This is a genomic window from Pseudidiomarina sp. PP-1MA (assembly GCF_041200125.1).
GTDB classification, from domain to species: domain Bacteria; phylum Pseudomonadota; class Gammaproteobacteria; order Enterobacterales; family Alteromonadaceae; genus Pseudidiomarina; species Pseudidiomarina fusca.
Genome location: NZ_CP165718.1, coordinates 2021435 through 2048141, shown reverse-complemented (window position 1 = coordinate 2048141; position 26707 = coordinate 2021435). Strand labels below are relative to the sequence as shown.

The window sequence follows — 26707 nt, the reverse complement described above, 5'->3', positions numbered from 1 at the left end:
GTTAAAAAAAGCCCCCGCATTGCTGCGAGGGCTTCTGTATTACTAAATTAGAAACGATAGCGAACACCAATCTTGGCCTGCCATGATGAGCGAGTAGGCTCATAACGGGTAGGCGATTGGTTCAATACGTCCCAGCCGTCGCCACTGTTATATGGCTGACCATAAACGTAACGGCCTTGATCGTCGATATTAACAGAGGCGATTTGACGCGCGTTATCACCGAAAGGTAAGACGTGCTTTTGGCCTGCATCTTTATCGAACAGAGCAATCAGGTTACGAACGTTGATGTAGAACTCGCCCTTATGGCCGTCAACAAAACCTGGAATCTCTTGCGAGAATTTAAAGTCTAGGTTGGTGGTCCAAGGAGCACGACGAGTGTTACGTGGAGCGTAACCGCCAGCATATTGGTCAAGACCCGTTTCTGCTAAGTAACCAGCAAAAGTGTCATAGTCTAAACCGCCGGTGTATACCACGTTCGGATCATCGGCACCTGTTGGAATGTACGGCAAGTAGCGAGCAGTACTTTCGAAGGTTGATTGGTCACCAAACTTGTTGAAGCGGAAGGTGTCTAGCACATAACCCCATGGACGACCTGAGTAACGTTCCCAGAATAAGCCAAAGGTAGAAGTGTAGCCACTGAACAATTCAGTTTTGTAGGTGATATCGGCCATCAAACGGTGTTCAACCATGTACGATGCCGTACCGGCTTCAACATTGTTCGGGTCGATAGCAACTGGGTAACGGAAGTTAGATACCGCAGTGCTTGAACTACCTGCTACTGCTTCTTGTACGTCTTGGTTGGTGTAGCTAGTACGTAAGCTTAAACCGTTGTCCCAAGCTTTACCAAGAGTTGCAGTAAAGATACGGCTGTTACCACCGTCACCATTGGTCAACATCAGGTCATAACGCTCAACGCCGTTATCATCGCCTGGAGCCATTGGTTCGTGGTCATCTAATGGATCGTCAACAACATAAATTGGACGGCCGCCGTCAGCAGTAGTTACCGGGTTACCGTTTTCGTCAAGTAATTGACGACGCGCTAAATCGACCCACTGCACGTCATCTTTACGACGGCTGTAGATGTATTCTGCACTCGCAAACCACTCTTCGCCCATGAATGGGATATCGAAGCTTTCGAAATCAACCGCTAAGCTGGCGCGCCAGTCGGTTGGTAATTCGAAGTTTGGATCGATAGCATTCACGTAACCGTCTTGAGTTAATGATTGTTGTACTAACTCAGGAACAGTCGTTGGGTCTACGTTGTTGCTGTAAACCGAAGATGGCAAGCTGCTGGTATTGAACTGCGAGAATGCCATACCGCTGTTGGTGTATGAGTTAGATACCCATACGTTTGGACGACCACCGCCGTAACGACCGAAGCCACCACGTACTTTGATATCGTCAGCTGCTTGGTATTTGAAACCAAAGCGCGGCAAAATTAAGTCTTTACCGTCTAAGTTTTCAGTGTTGGCGAAGCCATAACGCTCAGCAAACAATGGGTTATAAGTTGGCTTGTCTTTTGCGAAAATACGCTCGTAACGCACACCAAACGTTAACTCAAGATCCCAAGTAGGAGCCCAAGTGTCTTGCAGGTATAGCGCTTGATAACCTTGAGTAAAGTCGGCCGCAGCATCGTTTACGTCACCGGTTAAGCTGCCCGCGTAATAGAAACGGTTAGCAGTTTTGTTACGGAAGTTTTCTAGGCTCCAGAATTCCCATGACCCCAACGCGTTCTGTACGAACAAGTTGTAGATATCAGTAGAAGAGTACTGGTAACCGAATGACAACGCGTGGTCGCCAATTAAGTATTCACCGTTTAATTGCAATTCTAAGGTGCTGTTTTCACCGTAGTTAGCATGGCGTGAGTAATCAGGACCAAAAGTGATTTCGTTACGGTCGCCATCTACTTGGACAGTAACAGAACCCATGGTGCGGCCGTTCATTGGCTCTTGCAAAGCTTCAACATCTTTGTACGACAATTTCATGTCAGTTGAGAAGTTAGAGCTCCAGTTTGAGTACAGCTGCAACGCGTAAGCATTTAAGGTTTGCTCGTTGTTGTACCAGCTAGAAGATAAAGCTAATGAACTATCGCTACCGTAATGGCCACGAATTGAGTTACCTTTGGTAGCCTGATAAGTAAAGGCTGCACGGTGCTCATTGCTGATGTTCCAGTCTAATTTCAACAACAATTTTTCGTCGTCTTCTTCAGCTGGCATGTTCCAGTCGCCAAGTTGGCTATCGGTTAAGCCGTATACTTCACGAGCGATAGATAAAACTTCTTCTAAAGCTTCTTGAGATACATTGGCAATGTTAGATGCATTTGAGCCGATAGGACCACGATACGGGCTTTCTGATTCGCTCGATTTTTCGTAGTTAGCGTAGAAGAATAAGGTGTCTTCGATGATTGGACCGCCGATACCGATACCGTAGGTTTTCTCATCATAATCTACGTTTGGTACGCCAGAGCCTGGCTCATAAATAGATTCGCTAGGGTTACCAGCTAAAGAATCGCTAGTGTACTGAACGAATACAGAACCTTTTAATTCATTGGTACCAGATTTGGTTACCGCGTTAACTTTAGCACCAGTAAAGTTGCTTTCTTTAGCGCTAAACGGCATCACATCAACGTTAATTTGTGCAATAGCGTCGATTGAAATAGGTGAACCTTGGGTTGGGTAACCGTTGTTGTTCAAACCGAAATCATCGTTCTGGCCGATACCGTCGATAGTGATTGAGTTGTATTTTGGGTTGTTACCAGCAACAACTAATTGGTCGCCGTCGCCAAGCTGAGTGGCTAATGGGTTCAAACGAACGATTTCTTTTAAGTCACGGCCGTAAGTAGGCAGTGATTCAATTTGTTCTTGACCAAACGAGCTTGAAGAACCGTTGTTCATTGAAGCATAGTTGATGGCGCGACCAGTAACGCTGATACGCTCAGCAGCTTGAGTCTCAAGTTGCGCATTCAAACGGTAAGTTTCGCCTAATTTCAGGTAAACTTCTTCGTAGGTGGCGTCACGGTATACGTCTGAGTCTAAGGTTACACGGTAAGGACCGCCAACACGCAGACCACTGGCAATAAATGAACCTGATTCGTCAGTCGTTACTTCTAAACGACTGCCTGAAGGCATGTGTTCGATTACTACTTTGGTGTTGGCTGCGCCAGCACCTTGTGGACCGACAATAGAACCACGCATTGCTGCAGAGGTATCTTGTGCAATAGCAGTTGCTGAGACTAAGCCCAATGCAACGGCGATAGCACTGGCGGTGCGTGTTAATCGCATAGATGTACTCATCTTTATTTCCTGGGTTGGTTGCTTTTAATAAAAATCGAGTTAAGGCATAACCGCTTGTTTTGACGCCTTAATGACATTCGTGCGCATTTATAGCACGCAGATATGTCAAAAATGTGACAATATTTTACGCAATTTTCTTTTCAATTGCATCGTTAAATTAGAACCTTTATTGTTTTTATTTGTCTCAGTTCTCCCACTAACGGAAATCATCAAGTGAAAAAGTCAATCTTAGTGCCTGTTATAGCGGCATTTGCAGTAGTTTTGACCGGATGTGATATGGCCAAACCAGAACCTGTTGAACCGATAAGCTTACGCGTGGCAACCTTCAATGTCAGTATGGATGCTTCCAATTATCTACCGAACGACAAATTGGCCGCAGAAGGAGCCAGTGCATTAACCCTCGCGCTAGCTAACCAGCATCCACAAATTCAAGCAATAGCCGAGATCATTCAACATGTTCGGCCTGATATTTTGGTACTCAATGAATTTGACTATTTGCCAGCTGAGCAAGGCATAGAGGTATTCTTAAAAGACTATCTGGCGCATAGCCAGCGTGGTGAGTCTCCGATCGATTATCCTTACTATTTCATTGCCCCAGTGAATACCGGTGAACCTAGTCCCTTTGACTTGGATCAAGATGGCCATGCTAGCGGTGTAGGCAACGATGCTTGGGGGTATGGCAATTATCCAGGACAATATGGGATGGTGGTGCTGTCAAAGTATCCTCTTGCGGATGATGCGATTCGTACGTTTCGGAATTTCAAATGGAAGGATATGCCGGGCGCGCTGCAGCCACTTAAACCCGGAACTCAAGAGCCTTGGTACCCAGCCGCAGCTTGGCAAGAGTTTCCGTTAAGCTCAAAATCTCATTGGGATGTGCCGGTCATGGTCGGTGATTTTGCTTTGCACTTGTTAGTGAGCCATCCTACGCCGCCGGTGTTCGACGGGCCTGAAGATCGAAACGGGCGTCGCAATCATGACGAAATCAGATTCTGGGCCGATTATCTCCAGCCGCACCTCAGTGATTACATCTACGACGATCAGGGTCGCAGCGGCGGTTTAGCTCCACAACAGCGGTTTGTGGTAGCGGGTGATTTAAATGCGTCAGTGGAGAGTACTGATAATTATCCAGGCACTATTGCGCAGCTGTTGCAGCACCCGGCGGTTCAAGCAGAACCCACGCCGACCAGTGCTGGTGGCAGTGCTCACACCCCGAATAATCCCCATGCTGCAACTCATACGGCCGGATGGCGTAAGCGCGCTGATTATGTGCTGCCATCAGTCTATGGTACGCGGGTGATTCAAAGTGGTGTGTTTTGGCCGACATTAGGACAACCCAAGGCAGATTTAGTAAGTGAACGGCAACGCTCTTCAGACCATCGATTAGTTTGGGTTGATCTGCAACTTATTGCCGCAGAATGAAATAAATGTCATCTATTTGCAGCATTTTCATAAAAGTGTCATAAAGTATCTGAATAATTGGCGCTGTTGGAAAATAACAGGTAACGCACATGTCTAGAAAGATACTGATTGTTGAAGACGAAGCTCCGATTCGTGAGATGCTGAGCTTCGTCATGGAGCAGCACGGCTATCAAGCTGTGGAGGCGGGTGACTACCAAGCAGCCCTAGAAAAAGTGGTTGAGCCCTTCCCTGATATGATTTTGCTGGATTGGATGATTCCTGGTGGCTCTGGTATTCAGTTAGCGAAAAAGCTAAAAGGCGATGATTTTACCCGCTCGATCCCGATCATCATGCTAACGGCACGAGGCGAAGAAGAAGATAAAGTACGTGGGTTAGAGGTTGGTGCCGATGACTACATGACTAAACCTTTCTCGCCAAAAGAGTTAATGGCCCGCATGCGGGCGGTGTTCCGCCGTGTCGCGCCAACTGCGTTAGATGAGCCGCTCGAGGTAGAACATTTGAAGTTAGACCCAGTATCGCATCGCGTGAGTGCTTTTAATGATCGCTTAGAAATGGGGCCTACAGAGTTCAAGCTATTGCACTTTTTTATGACTCATCCAGAACGGGTTTATAGTCGTGAGCAACTGCTAGACCATGTGTGGGGCACCAACGTTTATGTCGAAGACAGAACCGTTGATGTGCATATACGACGTTTGCGCAAAGCGTTAGAATTGCATGGTCATGATCGCCTCATTCAAACCGTACGGGGCGTCGGTTATCGGTTTTCAAAAAACTAAACAGCGATAAACAAGCGGATGCGCACCAATGGATAGACGCTACTCGGTTTTCTTTATTCTACGGGGCTTACTGTGGTATGTGCTGCCGTTAGCGGTCGTTGGTGCGTTGTTTGATGTGTTTTGGCCATTGATGGCCATCGCTTTGTTTATGCTGGTGGCTTGGCATTATTATTATCAATACAAATTGGTGGACTGGCTGTGGCATCGACGCACCTTGTTACCGCCAAATGCTCCTGGCAGCTGGAGCTATATCTACGACGGCATTTACCGAACCCAGCGTCGCAGTCAGCAACGTCGCCGCGCCCTTGCTAGGTTACTGCGCCGTTTTCGTGAAGCCTCAGAAGCTATACCCGATGCTGCTATCGTGTTTCGTAAAGATGGTAGCCTCATTTGGTGTAACAAGTTAGCGCAATTCTATTTCGGCCTGAAATGGCCGGCTGATACCGGTATCCGTTTACCTAACTTAATTCGTCATCCTGAGTTTGTTGCTTATTTGCAAGCAGGCAACTTCAACGAAGATATGCACCTTGCCTCGCCTGTTCGTGAAGAAGTTGAGTTAGAAGTTCGCATCATGCCGTACAGTGATGATCAGTACTTACTGATGGCGCGCGATGTAACTCAGATTAAGCGCTTAGAACAGATGCGTAAAGAGTTTGTCGCAAACGTATCGCACGAGCTAAAAACGCCACTGACCGTATTGCAAGGTTATCTCGAGATGCTTGAGCAACCAGAGGCAATGCCGCCAGCCATGCTTAGTAAAGCAGTGCGAGACATGGACGCGCAAAGCACGCGCATGCGCAACCTAGTTGACCAATTGTTGTCGATGTCGCGTTTAGATGTTCACCGGACAGATATTTTTGAGCGTAAAGTGGATGTTCCAGCGATTTTTCGGCAGTTAAAACTTGATGCCGAACGTCTTAATCAAGACAAGCAGCACAGCATCGAATTTGATATCGCTGAGGTGAGCATGTTTGGCATTGATGATGAGATGCGCAGCGCCTTTGCCAATCTAGTCACCAATGCGATTCATTACACCCCACCGGGCGGGCACATCAAAGTACGTTGGCAGCCAGTGGCTAACAGCATGGAGTTTAGTGTTACTGATAATGGCCCCGGCATTGGCGGTGAACATCTACCGCGTTTAACTGAACGCTTTTATCGAGTAGATAAAGATCGCAATAGTAAAAAAGGTGGTTCAGGCCTAGGCTTGGCCATAGTGCAGCAAGTGCTTGAGCATCATCATAGTAAGCTCCAAATAGATTCGCAGCTGGGGCGGGGGTCTAAGTTCTGGTTTCGGATTTCAGAAGAGCTTGTCATAAAATCATCATAATTTCGTCATAGTTGTCATTAAACTGTCACATTGACGACTTAAACTCTCCGGTATGAACTCAATAAACTAGTCTGACTTAGGTCGACTAAGATGAATACAAGACAACTCTCGGAGTTATTATGAAACTTAAATCTGCAATGATTGCACTCAGCCTAAGCGCTGTTGTGAGTGCTGGAGCTTACGCACAAAAAGCCACAGATGACCTACCTGAATATGAAAAAGTAAGTGGCCTATCAGGCAACTTATCATCGGTAGGTTCAGATACTCTGGCGAACATGATGACCTTTTGGTCGGAAGAATTTAAACGCATGTACCCTAATGTAAACATGCAAATTCAAGCGGCCGGATCTTCTACTGCGCCACCAGCGCTGACTGAAGGTACTTCAAACTTTGGCCCTATGAGCCGTGCTATGAAGGCGAAAGAAATCGAGGCCTTTGAAAAACGTCATGGCTACAAGCCAACCCCAGTGCGTGTTGCTATCGATGCGCTAGCGGTGTTTGCGCACAAAGATAACCCGATTGAAGGTTTAACCATTGCTCAAGTTGATGCGATTTTCTCGAGCACTCGTTTATGTGGTGCCAACGAAGAAGTTCGCCGTTGGGGCGACCTAGGTTTAACTGGCAGCTGGGTAAACCGTGATTTGCAAATTTACGGTCGTAACTCAGTATCAGGAACCTACGGCTACTTCAAAGAGGTTGCCTTATGTGATGGCGACTTCCGTAATAACGTTAATGAACAGCCGGGTTCCGCATCGGTAGTACAGTCAGTATCAACATCGCTTAATGCCATTGGCTACTCAGGTATTGGTTACATGACCTCTGGTGTTAAAACGGTGCCTTTAGCTGTTGAAGAAGGCAGCGAATATGTGGATGCAACCACTGAAAATGCATTAGCAGGTAAATATCCGTTAGCACGCTTCTTATATGTTTATGTCAATAAGCATCCAAACAAGCCGCTTGACCCAGCAACCGCCGAATTCTTAAAAATGGTTTTATCTAAGCAAGGCCAAGAAATCGTTGATAAAGACGGTTACATTCCAGTACCACGTGTGGTGGTAGAGCAAGAACTTGAGCGTTTAGGCTTAAATTAAGCATTGCCCAAAAATCCCTCAGCCAAGGCTGGGGGATTTTTTTATGTCCGTAACAAAACTCCCCTTTAAATGGAAAGGTTACGCATGATGGGTTGTTGCAGAGAAATGAGTGTTTCAGTGGCTTGAACTTCCGCAATAGCCTGAATTTTATTGATCAATAAATCTTGCAGTTCGCTGATGGATGGCACCATCACTTTAATAAAAATACTGTATTGGCCTGTGGTGTAGTGCGCTTCCACCACTTCCGGTAGAGCCTGCAGTTGCTTTAATGCGCTTGGGTAATCGCCTGCTTTAGCTAAATTAATACCAATAAAGCAACAAACATCAAAGCCTAACTGTTTGGCATTAACATGCACGTGAGTGCCACTAATAATGCCGGCTTGGCGCATTTTTTCAACGCGTACGTGCACCGTTGCAGGGCTCACCTGTTGCTGCTTAGCGATTTCCGCATAACTGGTTTTGGCGTTCTGTTGCAAAGTACGCAAGATGTCTTTGTCTAAATTGTCGATCATTTATTTGGCTCGTAGTTAAAGCATGCGATATTAGATAATATCTATTAAAATAGGCTTTTTATCAACATTATCTATCGCCTAATGCAACTTTGATTAAAGGCTATTGAGCTCCATGAATTTTATGGTGATTATTGTTTATCGCTCTCATGCTTAGCCGAAGGGTTAATGTAACTAGGATAAATAAAATGACCGGATATTCAGAACAACTCAAATTACAACAGCAAATTGCTAAGCTATATGCCTCTATCACAACTGCATTGGCGCAAAGCTTAAGTTTAACTGAAGTGCAGGCGCCGCTGATGGTTGCTAGTGGCTCTGGCTTGCAAGATAACCTCAGTGGGATTGAGCAGCCGGTGCGGGTCTTTGTGAAAGCGCAGCAGCAAGATTACGAGGTAGTGCACTCCCTAGCGAAATGGAAGCGTAGTGTGTTAGCGCTACTCGAGTGCCCGGTTGGTACCGGCATCCTGACTGATATGAAGGCCTTACGGCCGGACGAAGAGGCGCTGACAGCGCGGCATTCAGTGTTGGTCGAACAATGGGATTGGGAGCAGGTTATCCTGCCACAGCAGCGTTGTGTTGCTTATTTACAGCAGTGTGTGCAACACATCTATCAGGTGTTACGCAAGGCGCATCAGGCTTTTGCACCTAGCCCGATAAAATTACCGGAGCAGGTCACGTTCATTCATGCAGAGCAGCTCCGCCAAGCCTATCCGCAGTTAACACCGAAGGCCCGCGAGCGAGCTATCACGCAGCAACATCAGGTGGTGTTTATTATGGGAATTGGCACCACTTTAGGTGATGGTAGTCTGCATGATAAGCGTGCACCGGATTACGATGACTGGAGTACGGTCGCTAAAGATAGCCAAGGCTTGGCTGGGCTTAACGGTGATTTATTGGTGTGGCATCCACAGCTAGATGATGCGTTAGAATTATCATCGATGGGAATACGGGTGGATGCTAGTGCGTTGCAGCAGCAGTTAAGCCTGCGCAGTTGTGAAGGCTATGCGCAGCAGGCTTGGCATCAACAACTGTTGCAAGGTGCTTTACCTTTGTCCATTGGCGGCGGTATCGGACGCTCTCGCGTAGCCATGTGGATTTTACAGCAGCATCATATCAGTGCAGTGCAGGCTCCAGCTATTGAACTGCAGGAGTTATGCGGTACCCAGGCTGCATGACAGAAAAGTGTCAGTTATATGACAGCGCTGTAACATAACTGTCATAGAAGCCGTCTATACTATGTCGTAGATAAAAATGGTAGTTAACCTAAATCAACGAGGCAGCAATGGCGGCATCACCACGCGGACAGTTGGGAGCCAGTAATGTGCGTTTATTTAAAGACCGAGCAGCGCGCTGGGGGGTAACCTTTGGTGGCGGCTTGGTGTTAATCGCACTTCTCCTAATTTTCTTTTATCTCTTGTATGTAGTCGAGCCCATTTTTCGTGGGGTTGATATAGAACAACAGCAGTCTTTTGCAATTCCTGGCCAAGGCGAAACCGTGGCGATGGGGATGGAAGAACAATCTGAGATAGGCTATCGCTTTGATAACCTAGGCGGCTTGAGCTTCTTTGCGTTGAAGCAAAAGCCAGGTACTGATTGGCAGCCAGGGCAAGTGCTGTTGCAGCAACAGGTGGCTGAGCAACCCACCGCATTTGCGGCAACACAGCCACAGAATAAGCGCTACGTCTACGCTGTTGCCGATGGCAAGGCTCGCGTCATCGAGCCGAAATTTCGTACCCAATTCAATAATGGCCGTCGCTTAACCACTCCGGTCGTTGATTTTGCCAATGACGGTGAGCTTTATCAGGTAGATCCGCAAGGGCGTCAGCTACAGCAAATTGCCTATGAGTACGACGGCGATTCGTCACTGTTTGCAGCGGTCACCTCAGATAATGTAGTGGTGGTTAATTACTTACAAGCCACCAAGAGCTTCTTGACGGGCGCAGTAGAGTTAAAAGCGAAAGTGAGTGAATTACCAACCACTGGTAACGTAGATAACCTGGTGGTAACGCCCGATTTGCGCCAAGTATTTGTGCGCCAAGGCAACCGTTTTGCGGTTTATGATGTGTCGCGCACTGGTAGCGTGAGTGAGCGTCAAGTACTCAATGTTGATAGACGGCGTTACGGTGCTATCACCAGCATGCAGTTGCTAGCTGGTGCTAGTTCTGTGTTATTTGGCCATGACCAGGGGTTAATTACCCAGTGGTTTGAAGTGGCTGGAGAAAACGGACGTCAGTATCAATACATTCGTGAATTCAAGGCCGGTAATAGTGCCATTACGGGGTTAGTTGCTGAGTACTATCGACGTACGTTCTACGCGCTCAACAGCGACGGGCAAGTTGGCGTCTTCCATACCACCTCGCAAGCGGACCTTTATTTAGCAAAACCAGAACAGTTGCATGCTGAACAGCTGGTGATAGATCCTCGAGCAAACACCTTGCTGATGCAAAGTGGCAACCAACTGCACAGCTTTAAACTCGATAACGAGCACCCCGAGGTGAGTTGGAGCGGAGTCTGGCAAGAGGTGTGGTACGAAGGCTACCCAGAGCCGCAGTATGTGTGGCAATCCACCTCAGGCTCAGATGACTTTGAGCCTAAGTTTAGCTTGGTTCCTATTTCTTTCGGTACCATCAAAGCTGCCGCCTATGCGATGTTATTTGCCGTACCTATTGGTTTAGCTGCCGCCGTCTACACTGCCTATTTCATGTCGCCAGGGGTGCGCAAAGTAGTGAAGCCAACGGTTGAAATCATGGAAGCGTTACCGACGGTTATCTTGGGCTTCTTAGCGGGGTTATGGCTAGCGCCGCTCATTGAGACTTATTTGCCGGGTATTGTGGCGACCCTGATTTTAATTCCTACGTCGATTATTTTAATGGCGTTAATCAGCTCAAACTTACCTAAAGCATGGCGCAGCAAGTTTACCGATGGCAGTGCTGCCTTAGTACTGATTCCGGTGGTGCTATTAGCTGGTTGGTTATCATTTGAATTATCGCCATGGATAGAGTCCACCTTCTTTGGTGGTAACGTGCGCGAATACATCACCAACGAGTTAGGCATCACGTTCGATCAGCGCAACTCGCTCGTTGTGGGTATCGCCATGGGCTTTGCTGTGATTCCAACGATTTTCTCGATTGCCGAAGATGCGGTGTTCAGTGTTCCTAAGCACCTGTCTAATGGTTCGTTAGCCCTAGGTGCAACCACCTGGCAAACCCTCACCAAAGTCGTGTTGTTAACTGCCAGCCCTGGTATTTTCTCAGCAGTGATGATGGGCTTAGGACGCGCAGTAGGTGAAACCATGATCGTGTTAATGGCAACTGGTAACACGCCCATTATGGATTGGAACATCTTCGAAGGAATGCGCACCTTGTCGGCCAACATTGCGGTAGAAATGCCAGAGTCTGAAGTAGGTAGTTCGCACTATCGCATCTTATTCTTGGCAGCCTTTGTGTTATTCATTTTCACCTTCGCGTTTAACACGGTGGCAGAGCTCGTGCGCCAGCGGTTACGTGATAAATACAGTTCAATGTAAGTATGAGGATTTCCATGAATACTTGGTTTAAATCAGGAAAACCCTACATTTGGCTCACCGCTGGTGCAGTAAGTGTGAGCTTAATTGCGGTCTTAGGTTTGCTTGCATTGATTGCGTGGCGTGGGCTTAGCTTCTTTTGGCCAGCGGCCATTCATGAAGTAGAAGTGCAAGCCAATGACGGCTCGAAGCGGGTCATCATTGGTGAAATTTACGACCGTGAAGAGGTGAGTCTGGAGCGTTTGCAAGAATCAGGCGTGGCGCTAGATGGCTATCAAGAAGATACGTTAGAGCGATTGCTGTTTAAAGTAGGTAATCGTGAGTTTGTCTCCCTTGATTTTATGTGGGTGATGGAACCTCAAATTATTCGTAACGAGACGCCTAGCGATTTAGCCGTGATTGAGCGTTCAAAAGATGGCAACTTCTATGGTTATGTGGTTGATGTTATTGAAAATGGCCAATCAGTAGCCACAGCTGAATCCATTCGTACGGTATTGTTCGAGCGAATTGAACGAGCGGTTGCGTTAAATGAGCAAGCTGCTGATTTACAGCAAGGCGAGATTGGTGCCATCAACTATGAGTTGAACCGATTACGCCTAGAACGTCGCGCGTTAGAACTAGAAGGCCAGTTAACCGCAGCTGAAGAACAGCGCATAGCAACAGCCGAAGAAGCCCAGCGAGCGGCGTATCGGGAACTGGAGCAGCAACTCTTTGCTTATCGTGATCAAGCAAGCCGCGATAGCGTAGTGATGCGCGACATGCGCGGTGAAGAAGTGACCATCCCTATGTATCGGGTGCTGGATGCGACTTTCCCCAACGATATGGGATGGTTTGCAAAAGTGGCGCACTTCTTTACTCAGATCGGTAAATTTATTACTGAAGACCCACGCGAAGCCAATACTGAAGGCGGCGTCTTTCCAGCTATTTTTGGTACCGTGTTTATGGTGCTATTAATGTCGGTGATTGTGACCCCGTTTGGCGTTATCGCAGCGGTTTATTTGCACGAATACGCGGGCAAAAATGCTATCACACGCTTGATTCGTATCGCTGTGATCAACTTAGCGGGTGTGCCTTCGATTGTGTATGGTGTATTCGGTTTAGGCTTCTTTGTGTACATGGTGGGTGGTTCATTAGACCAGATTTTCTATCCAGAGGCTTTACCTAGCCCAACTTTTGGTACCCCAGGGGTGATGTGGTCTGCTATTACCTTGGCTATTTTGACGCTACCTGTGGTCATTGTTTCTACCGAAGAAGGTTTATCACGTATTCCTAGCACCTTGCGTGAGGGTAGTTTGGCCCTTGGAGCCACCAAGGCAGAGACCTTGTGGCGCATCATTTTACCGATGGCATCGCCAGCGATCATGACCGGCTTAATTTTGGCGGTAGCGCGAGCGGCCGGTGAAGTAGCGCCATTGATGTTAGTAGGGGTAGTAAAATCAGCGCCAATGTTGCCCGTTGATGGAAACTTCCCGTATTTTCATTTAGACAGAAAATTTATGCACTTAGGCTTCCACATTTATGATGTTGGCTTCCAAAGTCCAAACGTAGAAGCGGCGCGACCGCTGGTTTATGCAACCTCATTTTTATTGGTGACTGTGATTGTCGGTCTCAATTTGACCGCTATCAGTGTGCGTAACCACTTACGTGAAAAATATCGTTCGCTTGAGCACTAATTAGTGTTTGTAGCCATAAAATTTAAGCGCAGAAGGTTGATATTATGATTTCGGTAACTCCGACCAATACCCAAGCAGGCTCGTTAGATTTAGCTAATTTGAGTGCTGCAGATACTGCTTTAGAAATTCAGAATTTAAATTTGCACTACGGCGAAGCTCAGGCTTTGTATGATATTTCAATGAAAATCCCGAAAAACCGTGTGACTGCTTTTATCGGGCCGTCAGGTTGCGGTAAGTCAACGCTGTTGCGTTGTATCAATCGGATGAATGATCTTGTTGAAATTTGTAAAGTGAGTGGTGAAATTCGCCTCCACGAGCAAAACATCTACGCTAAAAATGTCGATGTTGCAGCTTTGCGCCGCCAAGTTGGCATGGTGTTCCAGCGCCCGAATCCGTTTCCTAAATCTATTTATGAAAACGTGGTTTACGGGATGCGCCTACAAGGGGTGAACGATCGTCGCCGTTTAGATGAAGTGGTAGAGCGTTCGCTAAAAGGTGCAGCACTCTGGGATGAAGTGAAGGATCGTTTGAACGAATCAGCGTTCGGCTTATCAGGCGGTCAGCAACAACGTTTAGTGATTGCTCGTGCGATTGCTATAGAGCCGGAAGTTTTATTGTTGGATGAGCCAACCTCAGCTCTAGATCCTATTTCTACGCTGACGATTGAAGAACTTATTACCGAGCTTAAAGAACAGTTTACTGTGGTGATCGTTACTCACAACATGCAACAAGCGGCACGGGTGTCTGATCAAACGGCCTTTATGTACATGGGTAAGTTAATTGAATATGCTGATACCAACACCTTGTTCACGACCCCACAGAAAAAACAAACGGAAGATTACATCACTGGACGTTACGGTTAATTAGGAGCAGCCCATGGATAAAGTAAATATGAGCCGGCATATTTCCGGCAAGTTTAATGAAGAATTAGAAGCTGTTCGTAACCAAGTATTGAGTATGGGTGGGCTGGTTGAGCAGCAACTGCGTGACTCGTTGATTGCCATAGAAAAATCAGATCATGATATGGCGCAGCAAATTTTGCAGCGCGACTATAAAATCAACGCACTCGAGGTGCAGATTGATGAAGCCTGCGTACAAATTATTGCAAAACGCCAGCCAGCAGCGAGTGATTTAAGATTAATCATCGCAATTTTTAAAACCATTTCAGATCTTGAACGAATTGGTGACGAAGCAGAGCGCATTGCGCGTGTGGCACTAGAAAGCTTTAACAATGACCAGCAGCAATTTTTGGTGAGTTTGGAAAATCTTGGCCAGCAAGTATTGTCCATGTTGCATGGCGTGCTTGATGCCTTTGCGCGGATGGATCTAGACTCGGCCTACGAGGTTCACCAAATGGATGCCCAAGCCGACCGTCAATACGAGGCTCTTACGCGGCAGTTGATGACCTATATGATGGAAGATCCGCGCGGTATTCCTAAGGTCATGAATGTCCTTTGGTCAGCCCGTTCACTCGAGCGTATCGGTGATCGCTGTCAGAATATTGCGGAGTACATTATTTTCTTCGTGAAAGGAAAAGACGTGCGCCATGTGTCACCCGAATCAATGGAACAAACGGTTAAAGGTACACGTTAACTAACTTCCTACTCATACAAAAAGCCGGAGGCAGTGATGCGACCGGCTTTTTTTATTGAATCGAGCTTGTTAATAAAGAACTCGTGCCTTAATGGTGCCATCGATACTGCGGATCGCAGCGAGGAGGTCGTCGGCGATACTGCTCTTAGGCGGCGTTTCTATGTCAATGACTACGTAACCTACCTCACTGTCGGTTTGTAAGTATTGACCCGCCACGTTGATATTGTTGTCCGCCAAAATTTGGTTGATGCGGGTTAGCATACCTGGGCGGTTGTGGTGAATATGCAACAAGCGGCGCGCTTTATCATGAGTTGGTAAAGCAACCTCAGGAAAATTAACCGCAGACAACGTAGAGCCATTATCTGAGTAGCGGACTAGCTTTCCGGCAACTTCAATACCGATATTCTCTTGTGCTTCTTGGGTTGAGCCACCAATGTGCGGGGTTAAAATACAATTGTCTAAGCCACGCAAGGGCGACTCAAACATTTCGTCATTGCCTTTGGGCTCCACCGGGAAAACATCAATCGCAGCACCCGCGAGGTGACCGGATTTGAGTGCATCAGCCAAGGCGTTGATTTTCACAACCGTGCCTCTGGACGCATTAATTAACACCGCGCCAGGTTTCATCTGCGCTAATTGCTCAGGGCCGATCATCCATTGTGTTTGCGGTGTTTCGGGTACGTGTAGGGTTACCACATCCGCTTGCGCTAACAGCTCGGATAAACTGGCTAGCTGCAGGGCATTACCTAAGGATAATTTGGTTTCGATATCGTAATAACGTACTTGCATGCCCAATTGCTCGGCCAGCACACTTAATTGGCTGCCAATATGGCCGTAGCCTATGATACCAAGAACTTTTCCGCGCGCTTCAAACGAGCCTTTGGCGGCTTTATCCCAGCCACCGCGATGGGCCGCTGCGTTTTTCTCGGGAATACGGCGCAACAGCATGATCATTTCTGCTAGCACTAATTCGGCAACACTGCGGGTATTAGAGAAGGGCGCGTTAAAGACCACCACCCCATGCTGGCGCGCAGCAGCTAAATCAACTTGATTGGTGCCAATACAAAAACAACCGACAGCTACCAGTTTTTCTGCTGCTGCGAAGACTTTGGCGGTGAGCTGGGTGCGCGAACGAATCCCAATAAAATGGGCCTCTTGGCATGCTTCAATTAGTTCAGCTTCAGCCAGTGACGTTGGCAGCGCGCGAATATTGGTGTAACCATGTTGCTGTAACACTTTGATGGCGCTGTCGTGTACACCTTCAAGCAATAAGATATTGATCCTATCTTTCGCCAATGACACCTGTGGATTCGCTAAATGAGACATTGTTACTCCAGAATTTGTAAACCGTCGCTACCGGCGATAATGGCAATATTAGCGCCACGCTTAGCAAATAAGCCGTTGCTAACAACGCCTACGATATTATTCAATTGTAGCTCTAGTTGAACAGGGTCTAGGATATCAAAGTTGTGAATATCCAGAATGATGTTGCCGTTGTCAGTGATAAACCCTTGACGCCAGACGGGGTCACCACCTAGTTTCACGATTTCACGTGCGACATATGAGCGCGCCATGGGAATCACTTCAACGGGTACCGGGAACTGGCCAAGTCGGCCTACTAACTTGGATTGGTCGGCAATACACACAAACTGTTGGGCAACTGCGGCAATGATTTTTTCGCGGGTAAGAGCGCCACCGCCCCCTTTAACCATGCGTAAGTGCTGGTCAAGTTCGTCGGCACCATCAACATAAACGGGTAAATCTACACAGTTATTGAGTTCAATCACCTCAATGCCGTGAGCTTTTAAGCGTGCTGTTGAGGCTTCAGAACTAGATACCGCAGCTTCAATATCTTGTTTGATGGTGGCGAGAGCATCAATAAAATAATTAACCGTAGAGCCGGTGCCAACACCAACCACAGTATTGGGTTGAATGTACTTAAGTGCGGCTTCGGCGGCTTGCTTTTTGAGGGCTTCTTGAGCGGTAGACATGGTAGATTCCATAGTGAGTTAGCTATGGCTTTTCAGTATACAGTTTTACCGCAAAAAGTCCCAAACTTTTGCTGCAGTGATCACCTTATTTAAGGGGATATCCCAAGGGTTAACCGGCAGCTTCGGGGTTTGCTGGCAGGTCAGCGCTAGCCCAATCACTTGCAAGTGCGGATATGCTCCGCGATGCCAAGCCGCAAGGGTACGATCGTAAAAGCCACCGCCCATGCCTAAGCGATTGCCTTGGTGGTCAAATCCCACCAGTGGCACCAGCAAAATATCTAAGTGAGCAAGCGGGGTGATATCTGCTACCTGCAACGCGGGTTCGGGAATGTGGTATTTATTGGGAACCCATAAGGTCTTCGGATGCACTTGTAAAAACAATAAGTGCCCGGTGTTGATTGGATGCAACACGGGCACCGAGAGTTGGTGTCCCATGCTTATCAAGCGTTGGTTCAGTTGAGGGGTCGGCAACTCCGCTTTAACACTGATGTAACTACCGATACGCTTGGTTTTTTGCAGCTCTGGTAGCGCCAGTAAGTGCTCGCTTACTGCAGCAGCTTCTGCAGCTCGATCGGGAGCAGAGATAGCTGCACGTTTAGCCAGAAGTTGTTGACGTAATTGCTGTTGTTGCACGGCACTGATATCCTTGGCTTAATAACTAGAGCTCAATAACTAGCCAACCCATAACATAATAAAAAGAGTTATATCATGAAGCCTGTTCTGTTCGCCACGTTACTTACTTGTTTCTTGTTGGGAGCTACCGCTGCTCCTGCCCAAGCTGATTCAGCGAAAGCACCACCGCGCGCAGAGCAGGGCGAGGGGCCATTTCAGCGCTTAATTCTACGCGGAGTGACGCTCGTTAACGGTGAAGGAGCTCCGGCCCAAGGCCCAGTTGATATCGTGGTGGAGCAGGACCGCATCGTGCGTATTGTGAGTGTTGGTCATCCTGGCGTTCCGATAAAAGCACAGGGCCGACCGCAAGCACAACCGGGTGACCGTGAACTGGATTTAACCGGCAAATATGTTTTACCAGGCTTTATTGATATGCACGGGCATATTGGTGGCTCTGCTGACGGCATACCCGCGGAATATGTGTTGAAGCTGTGGTTGGCTCATGGCATTACGACGGTGCGTGAGCCGGGCAGCTTTAATGGTCTAGCCTGGACTAAATGGCATCAACAGCAAAGCCAGAGCAACCAAATCGTAGCACCGCGGATCATTCCGTTTGTGGGTTTTGGCATGGGTGCCGAAGAGCCTATCTTTACTGCAGAACAAGCACGTACTTGGGTGCGTCAAATCAAACAACAAGGTGCTGCAGGCATTAAGTTTTTTGGCGCCACGCCTAAGGTAATGGCGGCTGCACTGGATGAAGCTAAACAGCAACAGCTGGGTTCGATGATGCACCATGCGCAACTGAATGTGGTGCGCACCAACGTGGTGGACTCGGCGCGTTTGGGTTTAGGAAGTATGGAACACTGGTATGGCTTGCCAGAAGCGCTCTTTAGTGGACAGGTCATTCAGGATTACCCAGCAGATTACAATTACAACGATGAGCAAGATCGGTTTCGGGCCGCGGGACGGTTATGGCAGCAAGCCGCACAGCCAGGTTCAGACCGTTGGAACCAAGTGCGCGACGAATTGATAGCCCTAGACTTTACTATCAATCCTACCTTAACCATCTATGAGGCTAGCCGTGATCTGATGCGTGAGCGTCAAGCTATCTGGCATGAGGAATACACCTTGCCGCAATTGTGGGACTTCTTTACCCCAAGTCGTTATGCCCATGGCTCTTATTGGTTTGATTGGACCACCGATGATGAAGTGGCATGGCGCCAAAATTACCAGTTGTGGATGACTTTTCTCAATGATTTTAAAAACCATGGCGGTCGTATCACCACGGGTTCAGATGCTGGCTATATTTATAAAATTTACGGGTTCGGGTTTATCCGCGAATTAGAATTACTGCGTGAAGCTGGCTTTAACGCATTAGAAGTGATTCAGGCTGCAACCTTAAATGGTGCACAAGAGCTGGGTTTAGATGACGATATTGGCAGCATCGTGGTTGGCAAAAAGGCCGACATGATCGTTGTGGATGAAAATCCATTAGCTAACTTTAAAGTGTTATACGGTACTGGGCACTATAAGTTAGACGACAATAATCAGCCGATGCGCACTAAGGGCATTCGCTACACCATTAAAGACGGCATCGTCTACGATGCCCAAGAGCTGCTTGCCGACGTTCGCCGTATTGTGCAAGAGCATAAACGCACGAACAGCACCGCGGACGAATAGCGAAGCGTACGAATAACGAACTATCTTTGAGAAGGGTGACTACCCAAAATGCCGCTGCGTGCCTTGGCCCTTGAACCCACTGGTTCAAGGCGGGGCGCAATTGAATCGACCGCAGGCTTCTCGATACGAGTCGAGCTTGCACAATAGCCGCTCAGTGAGCCCCTATACTACTAGCATCGGCTCAGGGACATCGGCGTGCTGGCGAACATTCCAGGTAGTCATTGTCTTGCATGCTTAACTGCACTCATTGAGTCAGCGAAGCGAACTTGGGTATTCTAACGTTTTGGACCTTGCTCTGTCATGACCTGTTCTAAGGTTTCTTGCAGCAATTTTAGCTTTTCTTCCAAATCTTCGACCTGTTTGCGCAATTGTTGTTCAACTTGTGCGCCTTCGTGCACAAGATTGAGCGCAGCCATCACGGCAATTTGCTCCGCATGGGTTAAGCGCTTGTTGCTACGAATTTGCTCAAGTTTGTGGTTGAGTTTGTCGGCGGCGCGCTGCAACGCAACTTCTTGCCCAACTGGACAATTAATTTTGTAGTTGCGATCCATAAGTTTTATTTCCATTGCACGCTGGCTCATGCCTCTTCCTCGTTATTATTGCTACTGCGTTAGGGTGATTATGGCATGCCTAACGGGGTTTTGTCAGCTAGCCTGAAAGGGCCTGTGGTGATAGGATGGCAGCATAAATCATGATAGAGATGACGCTATGACAGATCAAAGCAGTGGTGCCAATAATCCATTCGCCTACGAAACTTTAACAGAATATTTTGAAAGCCAAGGATTGCTCTCTAATGCCGCCGAAATTCATGGCATTTTAACCGGTATGATCGCTGGCGGTGCCAGTATTGAAGGGCAAGACTGGTTGTTGTTACTCAGCGACTTAGTGAACGAAGGGCAATCCTTTAACCCGCAGTTACGTGAACGCTGTACCGAGCTGGCACACTCCATCTGCGCCAGCTTGCGCGACCCCGATTTAGGTTTTCACCTGTTGTTACCAAGTGATAACGAATCTTTATACGAACGCTTAACTGGTCTAATTAACTGGGTGCAGTCGTATTTAGTAGGGTTTGGTATTAATCAAACCAACCTGGCTGGCTTATCGGAAGACTTGCGTGAAGCCATTGAAGATATGGTTGAAATTGCCAAGTTAGATTTTGAAATTGAAGATGAAGAAGAAGCAGAGCGAGCTTACTTTGAAATCGTTGAGTATTTACGAGTATCAGCCATGTTGTGCTTTGGTGAATTAGGCCAGGCCAGTGGCGGCGCTTGTAAAACCAACAAAACGCTCCACTAAATGAGCGTTCACCTCAGTTCGTTTTACCTCATTCAAGTATTGAGAGCGGAAACCTTGTATGCAGCAGTCTATTAGTTTGGCTGAATATCAGCAACGTCGGCAGCGAATTTTAGATCATGTCAGCAGCCATGCAGACCATGGGGTAGCAGTGATTGCCGCCGCTAGCCTACAAACACGCAGCCGTGATACCGAATATCCATTTCGGCAAAATAGTGATTTCTTTTATCTCACGGGGTTTAACGAGCCCGACGCCTTATTGATTTTAGCGCCGGGTAGAGCGCAACAAGTGATTCTGTGTTGCCAACCTAGCGATCCGGCAGCCGAAGTATGGCACGGTCGTCGCTTAGGAATTGACAGAGCTGTAGCCCACCTTGGGGTTGATGTGGCGCACAGTATCGAAGATGCTGAAGAAGTATTATTAGATGTGCTTAATCAAGCCGATGTGGTGTTTTCCAGCCATGAAGATAGCAGCTTGTTAGAGCAGCTACATGATGTTGCCAGTGCTCTGCGTCAAGCGCCAAAACAAGGCTATGTTGCGCCCTCTAGCTGGCAAGATTTGAGTTCAGTGCTGGCCGATATGCGCATCATTAAAAGTGCCGCAGAGCTCGATTTAATGCGTGCTGCAGCAGCTATTAGCGTGGCGGCCCATAAGCGCGCGATGCGCTTTACCAAACCTGGCTGCTATGAGTTTCAGGTAGCGGCAGAGTTGCACCATGAATTTGCGCGCCAAGGCGCTCACCACCCAGCTTACGGCAGTATTTGTGGGGGTGGCGACAATGCCTGTATTTTGCACTACACCGATAACGCCGATGAGTTGCACGATGGTGATTTAATCTTGATTGATGCTGGTGCCGAATATCAAGGTTATGCGGGCGATATTACCCGCACGTTCCCAGTAAACGGCCGCTTTAGCGAAGTCCAAGCTGCACTTTATAACGTGGTGTTAAAAGCGCAGTTAGCAGCCTTAGCAGCGGTAACCCCAGGGTCATCGATGCCGCAGGCAACCCAAGCCATGGCACTAGCGCTCACGGAGGGCTTGGTCGAGCTCGGCCTATTAGCGGGCACGCCAGCGCAGCTAGTCGCTGAGGGCGCTTATAAAGCCTTTATGATTCATGGTCTGGGCCATTGGCTGGGTTTAGATGTGCATGATGTGGGCACCTATTCAGCTGCCGGTAAGAACCGTCCGTTTGAGCCGGGTATGGTATTGACCATAGAGCCTGGGGTGTATATTCCGCACGGCATGGCTGGGGTAGATAAAAAATGGCATGGTTTAGGCATTCGGATTGAAGACGATGTGATTGTAACCGCCACCGGGCACGAAAATATGACTGCAGCGGCACCTAAAACCGTCGCTGAAATAGAAACTTGGATGCAAGGGTAACAGCAATGGCAGCAGCGCCACGACCAGCTGACACACTAAAACCTATAGTGATTGCCGGCGGCGGCCTCGTTGGGGCGTTAACGGCTTTATTAGTAGCACGGCAGCGGCCGGATTGGATCGTAACAGTGCTTGAGCCACAGGCCAGTGGGCCGGCGCAAGATAAACGCACCATAGCGCTGGCGGCCGCTACCATTGACGTATTACAACAACTGCAAGTGTGGCCAGAAGTAGCGTCTGCCGCCTGCGCAATTGAGCACATTCATGTGAGTGATCGAGGTCATCTGGGCATGACGCAACTGCATGCTGAGCAACAAGGCGTGCCCGCGCTTGGCTATGTGATCGCGGCGGCGCAACTCAACCAAGCGCTTTATCAGGCTTGCCTAGCGCAAGCTAATATTGAATGGCTGGCTGGCGCTTGGTTTAGTCATTCACAACCAGAACAAGATAGTATTGCAGTGCATTACCAAGTTGCAGATCAGCCGCACGTTTGCCATGCCCAGCTGTTAGTAGGTGCAGATGGCTCACGCTCACAAGTGCGCAGCTCGGCTGGTATTCAGATGCAGCAAACGGATTATCAGCAAGTGGGCATAATTGCCATGCTTGAACTGTCTGAGCCGATGCAAGGCTGGGCTTATGAGCGCTTTACTGATACTGGGCCACTGGCGTTGTTACCGGTTAATGACCAAGTCGCTTCGTTAGTTTGGAGTCTGCGTCCAGCAGAAGCCGAACAGATGATGGCTGCTAGCGATGATGAATTTATGGCCAAGTGCCAACAAGCCTTTGGCTATCGCGCGGGGCGGCTGCGTAAAGTCTGGGACAGAGTGCAGTACCCATTGCAATTGCATTTAGCCGAACAACATATTGCTCAGCGTTTGGTGTTAATAGGTAACGCCTCGCATACCTTGCATCCGATTGCCGGGCAGGGATTTAACTTGGGTGTGCGCGATGCAATTAGCTTAAGCCAACAGCTAGCGACGGCAGCCGATGCCGGGCAGTATCGTGTGTTGGCAAGTTACCAGCGTGAGCGCCAGAGCGACTATAAAGCCATTATTGGCTTAACTGATAGCTTGGTTCGAGGCTTTTCTAATCAACTGTTGCCACTGGTGATTGGGCGCAACATCGCCTTGAGTGCCTTGGCGTGGTTGTTGCCACTGAAGCAGCAATTTGCCCGTAAAACCATGGGTTATAGAAATTAACGAGACGATAGGATAACCATGCAGCCATTCACCTTTATTGTCGCTGGGGCCGGTATGATCGGGCTGGCTACGGCCATTGGCCTGCAACAAGCTGGGCATCGGGTTATTGTGATTGAACGCGGTGACCGGCCTGAGTATGGCAGCACGCCCGAACTGCGGGTAAGTGCGCTAGCTCACAGTAGTAGGCGCTTACTTGAGCGATTAGGCAGTTGGCAGCAAATGCCAGCATCACGCCTTGGCCCTTACACAGGGATGCGGGTGTGGGACTGTGATAGTTTTGGCCGAATCGAGTTTGATGCCAGCGAACTAGCGCTGGCCGACATCGGCGCCATTGTTGAAAACAAAGTGCTTGAACAAGTGCTGTGGGACCAAGCTGTGGCGGCAGGGGTGTCGATTATGGCGACCACCGAGTTAGTGCAACAACAGGTTGATGATCAGCGAATACAGGTAACCCTAGCCAATGGGCAAACATTAACTGGCGATTATCTGATCGCAGCCGATGGTGCTCGTTCTACCGTGCGTGCACAAGCAAACTTGCCGCTTACTTTTTGGGACTATCAACAACAGGCCCAAGTAGCAGTGCTTACTACCGAGTTACCGCATCAAGGTATTGCGCGCCAAGTGTTTTTGCCGACCGGGCCCTTGGCTTTATTGCCGTTAGCGGATGCCAATCAAGTATCGATCGTGTGGTCGGCGGATACCGAACGAGCGCAGCAACTGAGTACCCTTAGCGACAGTGATTTTATTCGGCAGTTACAAGTAGCCAGCGATAATTGCTTGGGGTTGCTGCAGCTAAAATCAGCGCGAGCTACTTTTCCGCTGCGTATGCAGTACTGTCAACGTTGGGTGCAGCAGCGTCTGCTGGTGCTAGGTGATGCTGCTCATAGTATTCACCCCTTGGCCGGTCAAGGAGCTAACTTGGGCTTTGCTGATGTGGCTGACTTATTGGCTATTTTTGCGCACCCAGAGCTTCAGGTCGCAACCCTGCCAAAACAATTACGCCAATGGGAGCGGCAGCGTAAGGCCGCAGCGGTAACCATGATTGGCGCGATGGAAAGCTTTAAACGTGGGTTTGCCGGCAGTGCGCCTTGGGCCAAGTTAGGGCGCGGCTTAGCGTTGCAGCTCGCGCATCGAGTGACGCCGTTAAAGCAACAACTGATGCGCGCAGCTCTGGGCGCATAAGCCTATATACGTTCTTGAATAAACTGAGCCAATTGAGTGGCGGCCGGGTTATCACTATCGGCCTGCCACATCACGACGCTCACATTACCCAGCTCAGGCAAAGCATGTGATCCCACATGGCGGACGTGAATGAGATTGTCGGGCAACGTACTTTGCGCTAACACCGTAATCCCCAAACCACTATCGATGGCCGCAGTCAGCCCAGAAAAATCCGCATTGGTGTAACTAATACGCAAAGGGATGGTGTGCTGGCGCAGTACTTGTAAGGCGCGACGCCGATAAATACAGCCTTCTGGCGCGACCACCAGCGGCACTGCTTCGGCGGCGCTATCGGTTACCGCCGCTAATTGGTTGCTGGCAATACTACTCACCCACACCAGTGAATCTTGCTTGAGCAGCACTAAACCAGCACGGGTAAGTCGCTTATCAGGTTCCTTGAGGGCAATCACTAGATCAAACTGCTGCTGTTCTTGGGCGAGTAATTCTTTGCTTAGCGCAGAGGTAACCGACAAGGTTACGTGGGGATAAGATTGTGCAAATTGTCCCAGCACTTGCGGCAATAACTTACTGGCAAACTCACTGGGAATACCAAGCCGTACCACGCCGGTCAGCGATGGCTCAGCGATTTTAGCAAAGATTTGGTCGTTAATATTAAGCAGATGTTTAGCTTGGTCCCAGAGCTCACGACCGGTTGCGGTAAGATGAATGCGACCACCGCTGCGCTGCAATAGCTGGCTTCCAAGCAACTCTTCTAGTCGTTGCAATTGCAAACTAATGGCGGGCTGCGAGCGACTGAGTTGTTGCGCAGCAGCGGTGTAGCTTTGCAACTCGTACACGCTGATAAAAGCGCGCAGAGCTTCTAACGATAAATGTTGCATGATGATCAGCTCGGGTAGTTGGCACGTATTAATAAATAATATTAATAGCTATTTTAACCATATTAATATTTTAAATAAATGTATAAGTAATATTCATTTGTTGCCTTGCCCTTAGGGTCTTATAATTAGGGCCACAAATTTTAAGAAGTAACTAACCCAACAGGATACTTTGGTCATGGCTCAACGCACTCCTTTGTACGACGCACATGTGAAAGCAAATGCGAAAATGGTGGATTTTCACGGCTGGGATATGCCGCTTAACTACGGCTCGCAGATAGAAGAACACCACGCTGTACGTAATGACTCTGGCGTTTTTGATGTATCGCACATGACGATTGTAGATGTTGCCGGTACCGAAGCAAAAGCATTTTTACAGTACTTACTAGCCAACGATGTCGCTAAGCTAACCGTCTCAGGTAAAGCTTTATACAGCGGTATGTTAAACCAAGCTGGTGGCGTGATTGACGACCTGATTGTGTATTACTTTACCGATGAGTCTTACCGTTTGGTGGTTAACTCTGCCACGCGTGAGCAAGACATGGCTTGGATTAACGCGGTAGCTGCAGACTTTCAAGTAACTATTACTGAACGTCCGGAGTTGGCCATGCTTGCGCTGCAAGGTCCAAAGGCGGAAGAAAAGCTAAAATTGGTGATGGGTGCTGACAAATTTTCAGATGTAGCCAGCATGAAGCCCTTCATGTCGTTGCAAGTAGGCGATTATTTTATTGCAACTACGGGCTATACCGGCGAAAAAGGCTACGAAATTGCCTTACCAGCTGAGCAGGTGGTCGCACTTTGGGATGCGCTACTGAATGTTGGGGTACAGCCTTGCGGTTTAGGTGCTCGTGATACCTTGCGTTTAGAAGCCGGCATGAACTTATACGGCCAAGATATGGATGAAACCGTTACTCCGCTTGAATCCAATATGGGCTGGAGTGTGGCTTTTGAGCCAGCTGAACGCGACTTTATTGGTCGAGCAGCACTTACTGAACAAAAAGCACAAGGCCACGCCAAATTGGTGGGCTTAGTGATGAAAGAGAAAGGCGTTCTGCGTCATGGCCAAAAAGTGATTGTAGGTGATAGCGAAGGCGTGATCACGTCAGGTACCTTCTCACCTACCTTAGGTTTCTCGATTGCGTTGGCGCGAGTGCCAGCAACCGTGGGCGCTACCGCCGAAGTGGAAATTCGCAAAAAATTAGTTACAGTAAGCGTGGTTAAACCAAGCTTTGTTCGTAACGGTCAATCCGTACTTTAGTCAGTTTTACAGAATCATCGAGG

General features: G+C 48.3%; 22 protein-coding genes and 1 other RNA gene. 15 read left to right on the top strand and 8 right to left on the bottom strand.

From position 1 onward, the window contains the following. Positions 1–47: 47 nt before the first annotated feature. Complete coding sequence (locus AB8S08_RS09740; protein WP_369742616.1) at positions 48–3293, bottom strand: TonB-dependent receptor domain-containing protein; 3246 nt, start codon at positions 3291–3293, stop codon at positions 48–50. A gap of 276 nt (positions 3294–3569) precedes the next feature. On the opposite strand from AB8S08_RS09740, the gene AB8S08_RS09735 reads away from it, so the two are divergent. From AB8S08_RS09735 to AB8S08_RS09720, 4 genes are all read left to right on the top strand, one after another. Further along, the gene (locus AB8S08_RS09735) at positions 3570–4715 is read left to right on the top strand and encodes an endonuclease/exonuclease/phosphatase family protein (protein ID WP_369742615.1); all 1146 of its coding nucleotides are present in this window, start codon (positions 3570–3572) and stop codon (positions 4713–4715) included. 89 nt (positions 4716–4804) lie between these two features. Next, on the top strand, positions 4805–5491 hold the full coding sequence (gene phoB, locus AB8S08_RS09730; RefSeq protein ID WP_369742614.1) for a phosphate regulon transcriptional regulator PhoB: 687 nt from the start codon (positions 4805–4807) through the stop codon (positions 5489–5491). A 28-nt stretch (positions 5492–5519) separates the two neighbouring features. Then, positions 5520–6821, top strand: coding sequence for a phosphate regulon sensor histidine kinase PhoR (phoR, locus tag AB8S08_RS09725; RefSeq protein WP_369742613.1), 1302 nt, complete (start codon positions 5520–5522; stop codon positions 6819–6821). A gap of 137 nt (positions 6822–6958) precedes the next feature. Beyond that, positions 6959–7912 (top strand): PstS family phosphate ABC transporter substrate-binding protein, encoded by a 954-nt coding sequence (locus tag AB8S08_RS09720; RefSeq protein ID WP_369744196.1) that lies wholly within the window; start codon positions 6959–6961, stop codon positions 7910–7912. A 65-nt stretch (positions 7913–7977) separates the two neighbouring features. On the opposite strand, the gene asnC is transcribed toward AB8S08_RS09720, so the two are convergent. After that, positions 7978–8424 (bottom strand): transcriptional regulator AsnC, encoded by a 447-nt coding sequence (gene asnC, locus AB8S08_RS09715; RefSeq protein WP_110076112.1) that lies wholly within the window; start codon positions 8422–8424, stop codon positions 7978–7980. Between the two features lie 185 nt (positions 8425–8609). On the opposite strand from asnC, the gene asnA reads away from it, so the two are divergent. The 5 genes from asnA (at position 8610) to phoU (ending at position 15213) form a co-directional block, all read left to right on the top strand. Then, entirely contained in the window at positions 8610–9599 is a 990-nt protein-coding gene (asnA, locus tag AB8S08_RS09710) for an aspartate--ammonia ligase (RefSeq protein WP_369742612.1), read from the top strand. 107 nt (positions 9600–9706) lie between these two features. Further along, positions 9707–11950: an ABC transporter permease subunit gene (locus AB8S08_RS09705; protein WP_369742611.1), complete on the top strand. Its 2244-nt coding sequence runs from the start codon at positions 9707–9709 to the stop codon at positions 11948–11950. 14 nt (positions 11951–11964) lie between these two features. Then, positions 11965–13620: a phosphate ABC transporter permease PstA gene (gene pstA, locus AB8S08_RS09700; RefSeq protein WP_369742610.1), complete on the top strand. Its 1656-nt coding sequence runs from the start codon at positions 11965–11967 to the stop codon at positions 13618–13620. A gap of 44 nt (positions 13621–13664) precedes the next feature. Further along, positions 13665–14483 carry a phosphate ABC transporter ATP-binding protein PstB gene (gene pstB, locus AB8S08_RS09695; protein WP_153826171.1) on the top strand — a complete coding sequence of 273 codons (819 nt, stop codon included), beginning with the start codon at positions 13665–13667 and terminating at the stop codon, positions 14481–14483. Positions 14484–14496: 13 nt separating this feature from the next. Continuing rightward, positions 14497–15213, top strand: coding sequence for a phosphate signaling complex protein PhoU (gene phoU, locus AB8S08_RS09690; RefSeq protein ID WP_110076117.1), 717 nt, complete (start codon positions 14497–14499; stop codon positions 15211–15213). Between the two features lie 69 nt (positions 15214–15282). Here the strand turns inward: phoU and serA are convergent, their stop codons facing one another. Genes serA through AB8S08_RS09675 form a run of 3 tightly spaced genes read right to left on the bottom strand, consistent with a single transcriptional unit; the run spans position 15283 to position 17837 of the window. After that, the gene (gene serA, locus AB8S08_RS09685) at positions 15283–16539 is read right to left on the bottom strand and encodes a phosphoglycerate dehydrogenase (RefSeq protein WP_369742609.1); all 1257 of its coding nucleotides are present in this window, start codon (positions 16537–16539) and stop codon (positions 15283–15285) included. Positions 16540–16541: 2 nt separating this feature from the next. Beyond that, positions 16542–17204: a ribose-5-phosphate isomerase RpiA gene (gene rpiA, locus AB8S08_RS09680; protein ID WP_369742608.1), complete on the bottom strand. Its 663-nt coding sequence runs from the start codon at positions 17202–17204 to the stop codon at positions 16542–16544. Positions 17205–17249: 45 nt separating this feature from the next. Next, positions 17250–17837 (bottom strand): 5-formyltetrahydrofolate cyclo-ligase, encoded by a 588-nt coding sequence (locus AB8S08_RS09675; RefSeq protein ID WP_181394929.1) that lies wholly within the window; start codon positions 17835–17837, stop codon positions 17250–17252. 75 nt (positions 17838–17912) lie between these two features. Between AB8S08_RS09675 and AB8S08_RS09670 the strand changes: the two genes are divergently transcribed. Then, a complete protein-coding gene (locus AB8S08_RS09670) occupies positions 17913–19496 on the top strand; it encodes an amidohydrolase family protein (protein WP_369742607.1) in 1584 nt (527 codons plus the stop codon). 36 nt (positions 19497–19532) lie between these two features. Here AB8S08_RS09670 and ssrS read toward each other — a convergent pair. Both ssrS and AB8S08_RS09660 read right to left on the bottom strand, forming a co-directional pair. Beyond that, positions 19533–19716, bottom strand: a non-coding RNA gene (gene ssrS, locus AB8S08_RS09665) — 6S RNA. A 55-nt stretch (positions 19717–19771) separates the two neighbouring features. Further along, a complete protein-coding gene (locus AB8S08_RS09660; RefSeq protein WP_153826167.1) occupies positions 19772–20077 on the bottom strand; it encodes a cell division protein ZapA in 306 nt (101 codons plus the stop codon). Between the two features lie 127 nt (positions 20078–20204). On the opposite strand from AB8S08_RS09660, the gene AB8S08_RS09655 reads away from it, so the two are divergent. The 4 genes from AB8S08_RS09655 to AB8S08_RS09640 are packed head-to-tail and all read left to right on the top strand — an operon-like array spanning position 20205 to position 24551. Beyond that, entirely contained in the window at positions 20205–20792 is a 588-nt protein-coding gene (locus AB8S08_RS09655) for a UPF0149 family protein (RefSeq protein WP_110076123.1), read from the top strand. A gap of 58 nt (positions 20793–20850) precedes the next feature. Continuing rightward, positions 20851–22173 carry a Xaa-Pro aminopeptidase gene (pepP, locus tag AB8S08_RS09650; RefSeq protein ID WP_369742606.1) on the top strand — a complete coding sequence of 441 codons (1323 nt, stop codon included), beginning with the start codon at positions 20851–20853 and terminating at the stop codon, positions 22171–22173. Between the two features lie 5 nt (positions 22174–22178). Beyond that, positions 22179–23369: a 2-octaprenyl-6-methoxyphenyl hydroxylase gene (ubiH, locus tag AB8S08_RS09645; RefSeq protein ID WP_369742605.1), complete on the top strand. Its 1191-nt coding sequence runs from the start codon at positions 22179–22181 to the stop codon at positions 23367–23369. A gap of 18 nt (positions 23370–23387) precedes the next feature. Continuing rightward, the gene (locus AB8S08_RS09640; protein WP_369742604.1) at positions 23388–24551 is read left to right on the top strand and encodes an FAD-dependent oxidoreductase; all 1164 of its coding nucleotides are present in this window, start codon (positions 23388–23390) and stop codon (positions 24549–24551) included. 2 nt (positions 24552–24553) lie between these two features. On the opposite strand, the gene AB8S08_RS09635 is transcribed toward AB8S08_RS09640, so the two are convergent. Further along, entirely contained in the window at positions 24554–25429 is an 876-nt protein-coding gene (locus tag AB8S08_RS09635) for a LysR substrate-binding domain-containing protein (RefSeq protein ID WP_369742603.1), read from the bottom strand. A gap of 175 nt (positions 25430–25604) precedes the next feature. On the opposite strand from AB8S08_RS09635, the gene gcvT reads away from it, so the two are divergent. Further along, positions 25605–26684, top strand: coding sequence for a glycine cleavage system aminomethyltransferase GcvT (gene gcvT, locus AB8S08_RS09630; RefSeq protein ID WP_369742602.1), 1080 nt, complete (start codon positions 25605–25607; stop codon positions 26682–26684). The last annotated feature ends 23 nt before the right edge of the window (positions 26685–26707 follow it).

Excerpts from the sequence above, each read along its gene's own strand:
- asnC (WP_110076112.1), bottom strand. The coding sequence starts at position 8,424 with ATGATCGACAATTTAGACAAAGACATCTTGCGTACTTTGCAACAGAAC.
- asnA (WP_369742612.1), top strand. The coding sequence starts at position 8,610 with ATGACCGGATATTCAGAACAACTCAAATTACAACAGCAAATTGCTAAG.
- rpiA (WP_369742608.1), bottom strand. The coding sequence starts at position 17,204 with ATGTCTACCGCTCAAGAAGCCCTCAAAAAGCAAGCCGCCGAAGCCGCA.
- AB8S08_RS09655 (WP_110076123.1), top strand. The coding sequence starts at position 20,205 with ATGACAGATCAAAGCAGTGGTGCCAATAATCCATTCGCCTACGAAACT.
- gcvT (WP_369742602.1), top strand. The coding sequence starts at position 25,605 with ATGGCTCAACGCACTCCTTTGTACGACGCACATGTGAAAGCAAATGCG.
- phoU (WP_110076117.1), top strand. The coding sequence starts at position 14,497 with ATGGATAAAGTAAATATGAGCCGGCATATTTCCGGCAAGTTTAATGAA.
- serA (WP_369742609.1), bottom strand. The coding sequence starts at position 16,539 with ATGTCTCATTTAGCGAATCCACAGGTGTCATTGGCGAAAGATAGGATC.
- AB8S08_RS09735 (WP_369742615.1), top strand. The coding sequence starts at position 3,570 with ATGGCCAAACCAGAACCTGTTGAACCGATAAGCTTACGCGTGGCAACC.
- AB8S08_RS09740 (WP_369742616.1), bottom strand. The coding sequence starts at position 3,293 with ATGAGTACATCTATGCGATTAACACGCACCGCCAGTGCTATCGCCGTT.
- pstA (WP_369742610.1), top strand. The coding sequence starts at position 11,965 with ATGAATACTTGGTTTAAATCAGGAAAACCCTACATTTGGCTCACCGCT.
- ubiH (WP_369742605.1), top strand. The coding sequence starts at position 22,179 with ATGGCAGCAGCGCCACGACCAGCTGACACACTAAAACCTATAGTGATT.
- pstB (WP_153826171.1), top strand. The coding sequence starts at position 13,665 with ATGATTTCGGTAACTCCGACCAATACCCAAGCAGGCTCGTTAGATTTA.
- AB8S08_RS09640 (WP_369742604.1), top strand. The coding sequence starts at position 23,388 with ATGCAGCCATTCACCTTTATTGTCGCTGGGGCCGGTATGATCGGGCTG.
- AB8S08_RS09705 (WP_369742611.1), top strand. The coding sequence starts at position 9,707 with ATGGCGGCATCACCACGCGGACAGTTGGGAGCCAGTAATGTGCGTTTA.
- AB8S08_RS09670 (WP_369742607.1), top strand. The coding sequence starts at position 17,913 with ATGAAGCCTGTTCTGTTCGCCACGTTACTTACTTGTTTCTTGTTGGGA.
- AB8S08_RS09660 (WP_153826167.1), bottom strand. The coding sequence starts at position 20,077 with ATGAGCCAGCGTGCAATGGAAATAAAACTTATGGATCGCAACTACAAA.
- phoR (WP_369742613.1), top strand. The coding sequence starts at position 5,520 with ATGGATAGACGCTACTCGGTTTTCTTTATTCTACGGGGCTTACTGTGG.
- phoB (WP_369742614.1), top strand. The coding sequence starts at position 4,805 with ATGTCTAGAAAGATACTGATTGTTGAAGACGAAGCTCCGATTCGTGAG.
- AB8S08_RS09635 (WP_369742603.1), bottom strand. The coding sequence starts at position 25,429 with ATGCAACATTTATCGTTAGAAGCTCTGCGCGCTTTTATCAGCGTGTAC.
- AB8S08_RS09720 (WP_369744196.1), top strand. The coding sequence starts at position 6,959 with ATGATTGCACTCAGCCTAAGCGCTGTTGTGAGTGCTGGAGCTTACGCA.
- pepP (WP_369742606.1), top strand. The coding sequence starts at position 20,851 with ATGCAGCAGTCTATTAGTTTGGCTGAATATCAGCAACGTCGGCAGCGA.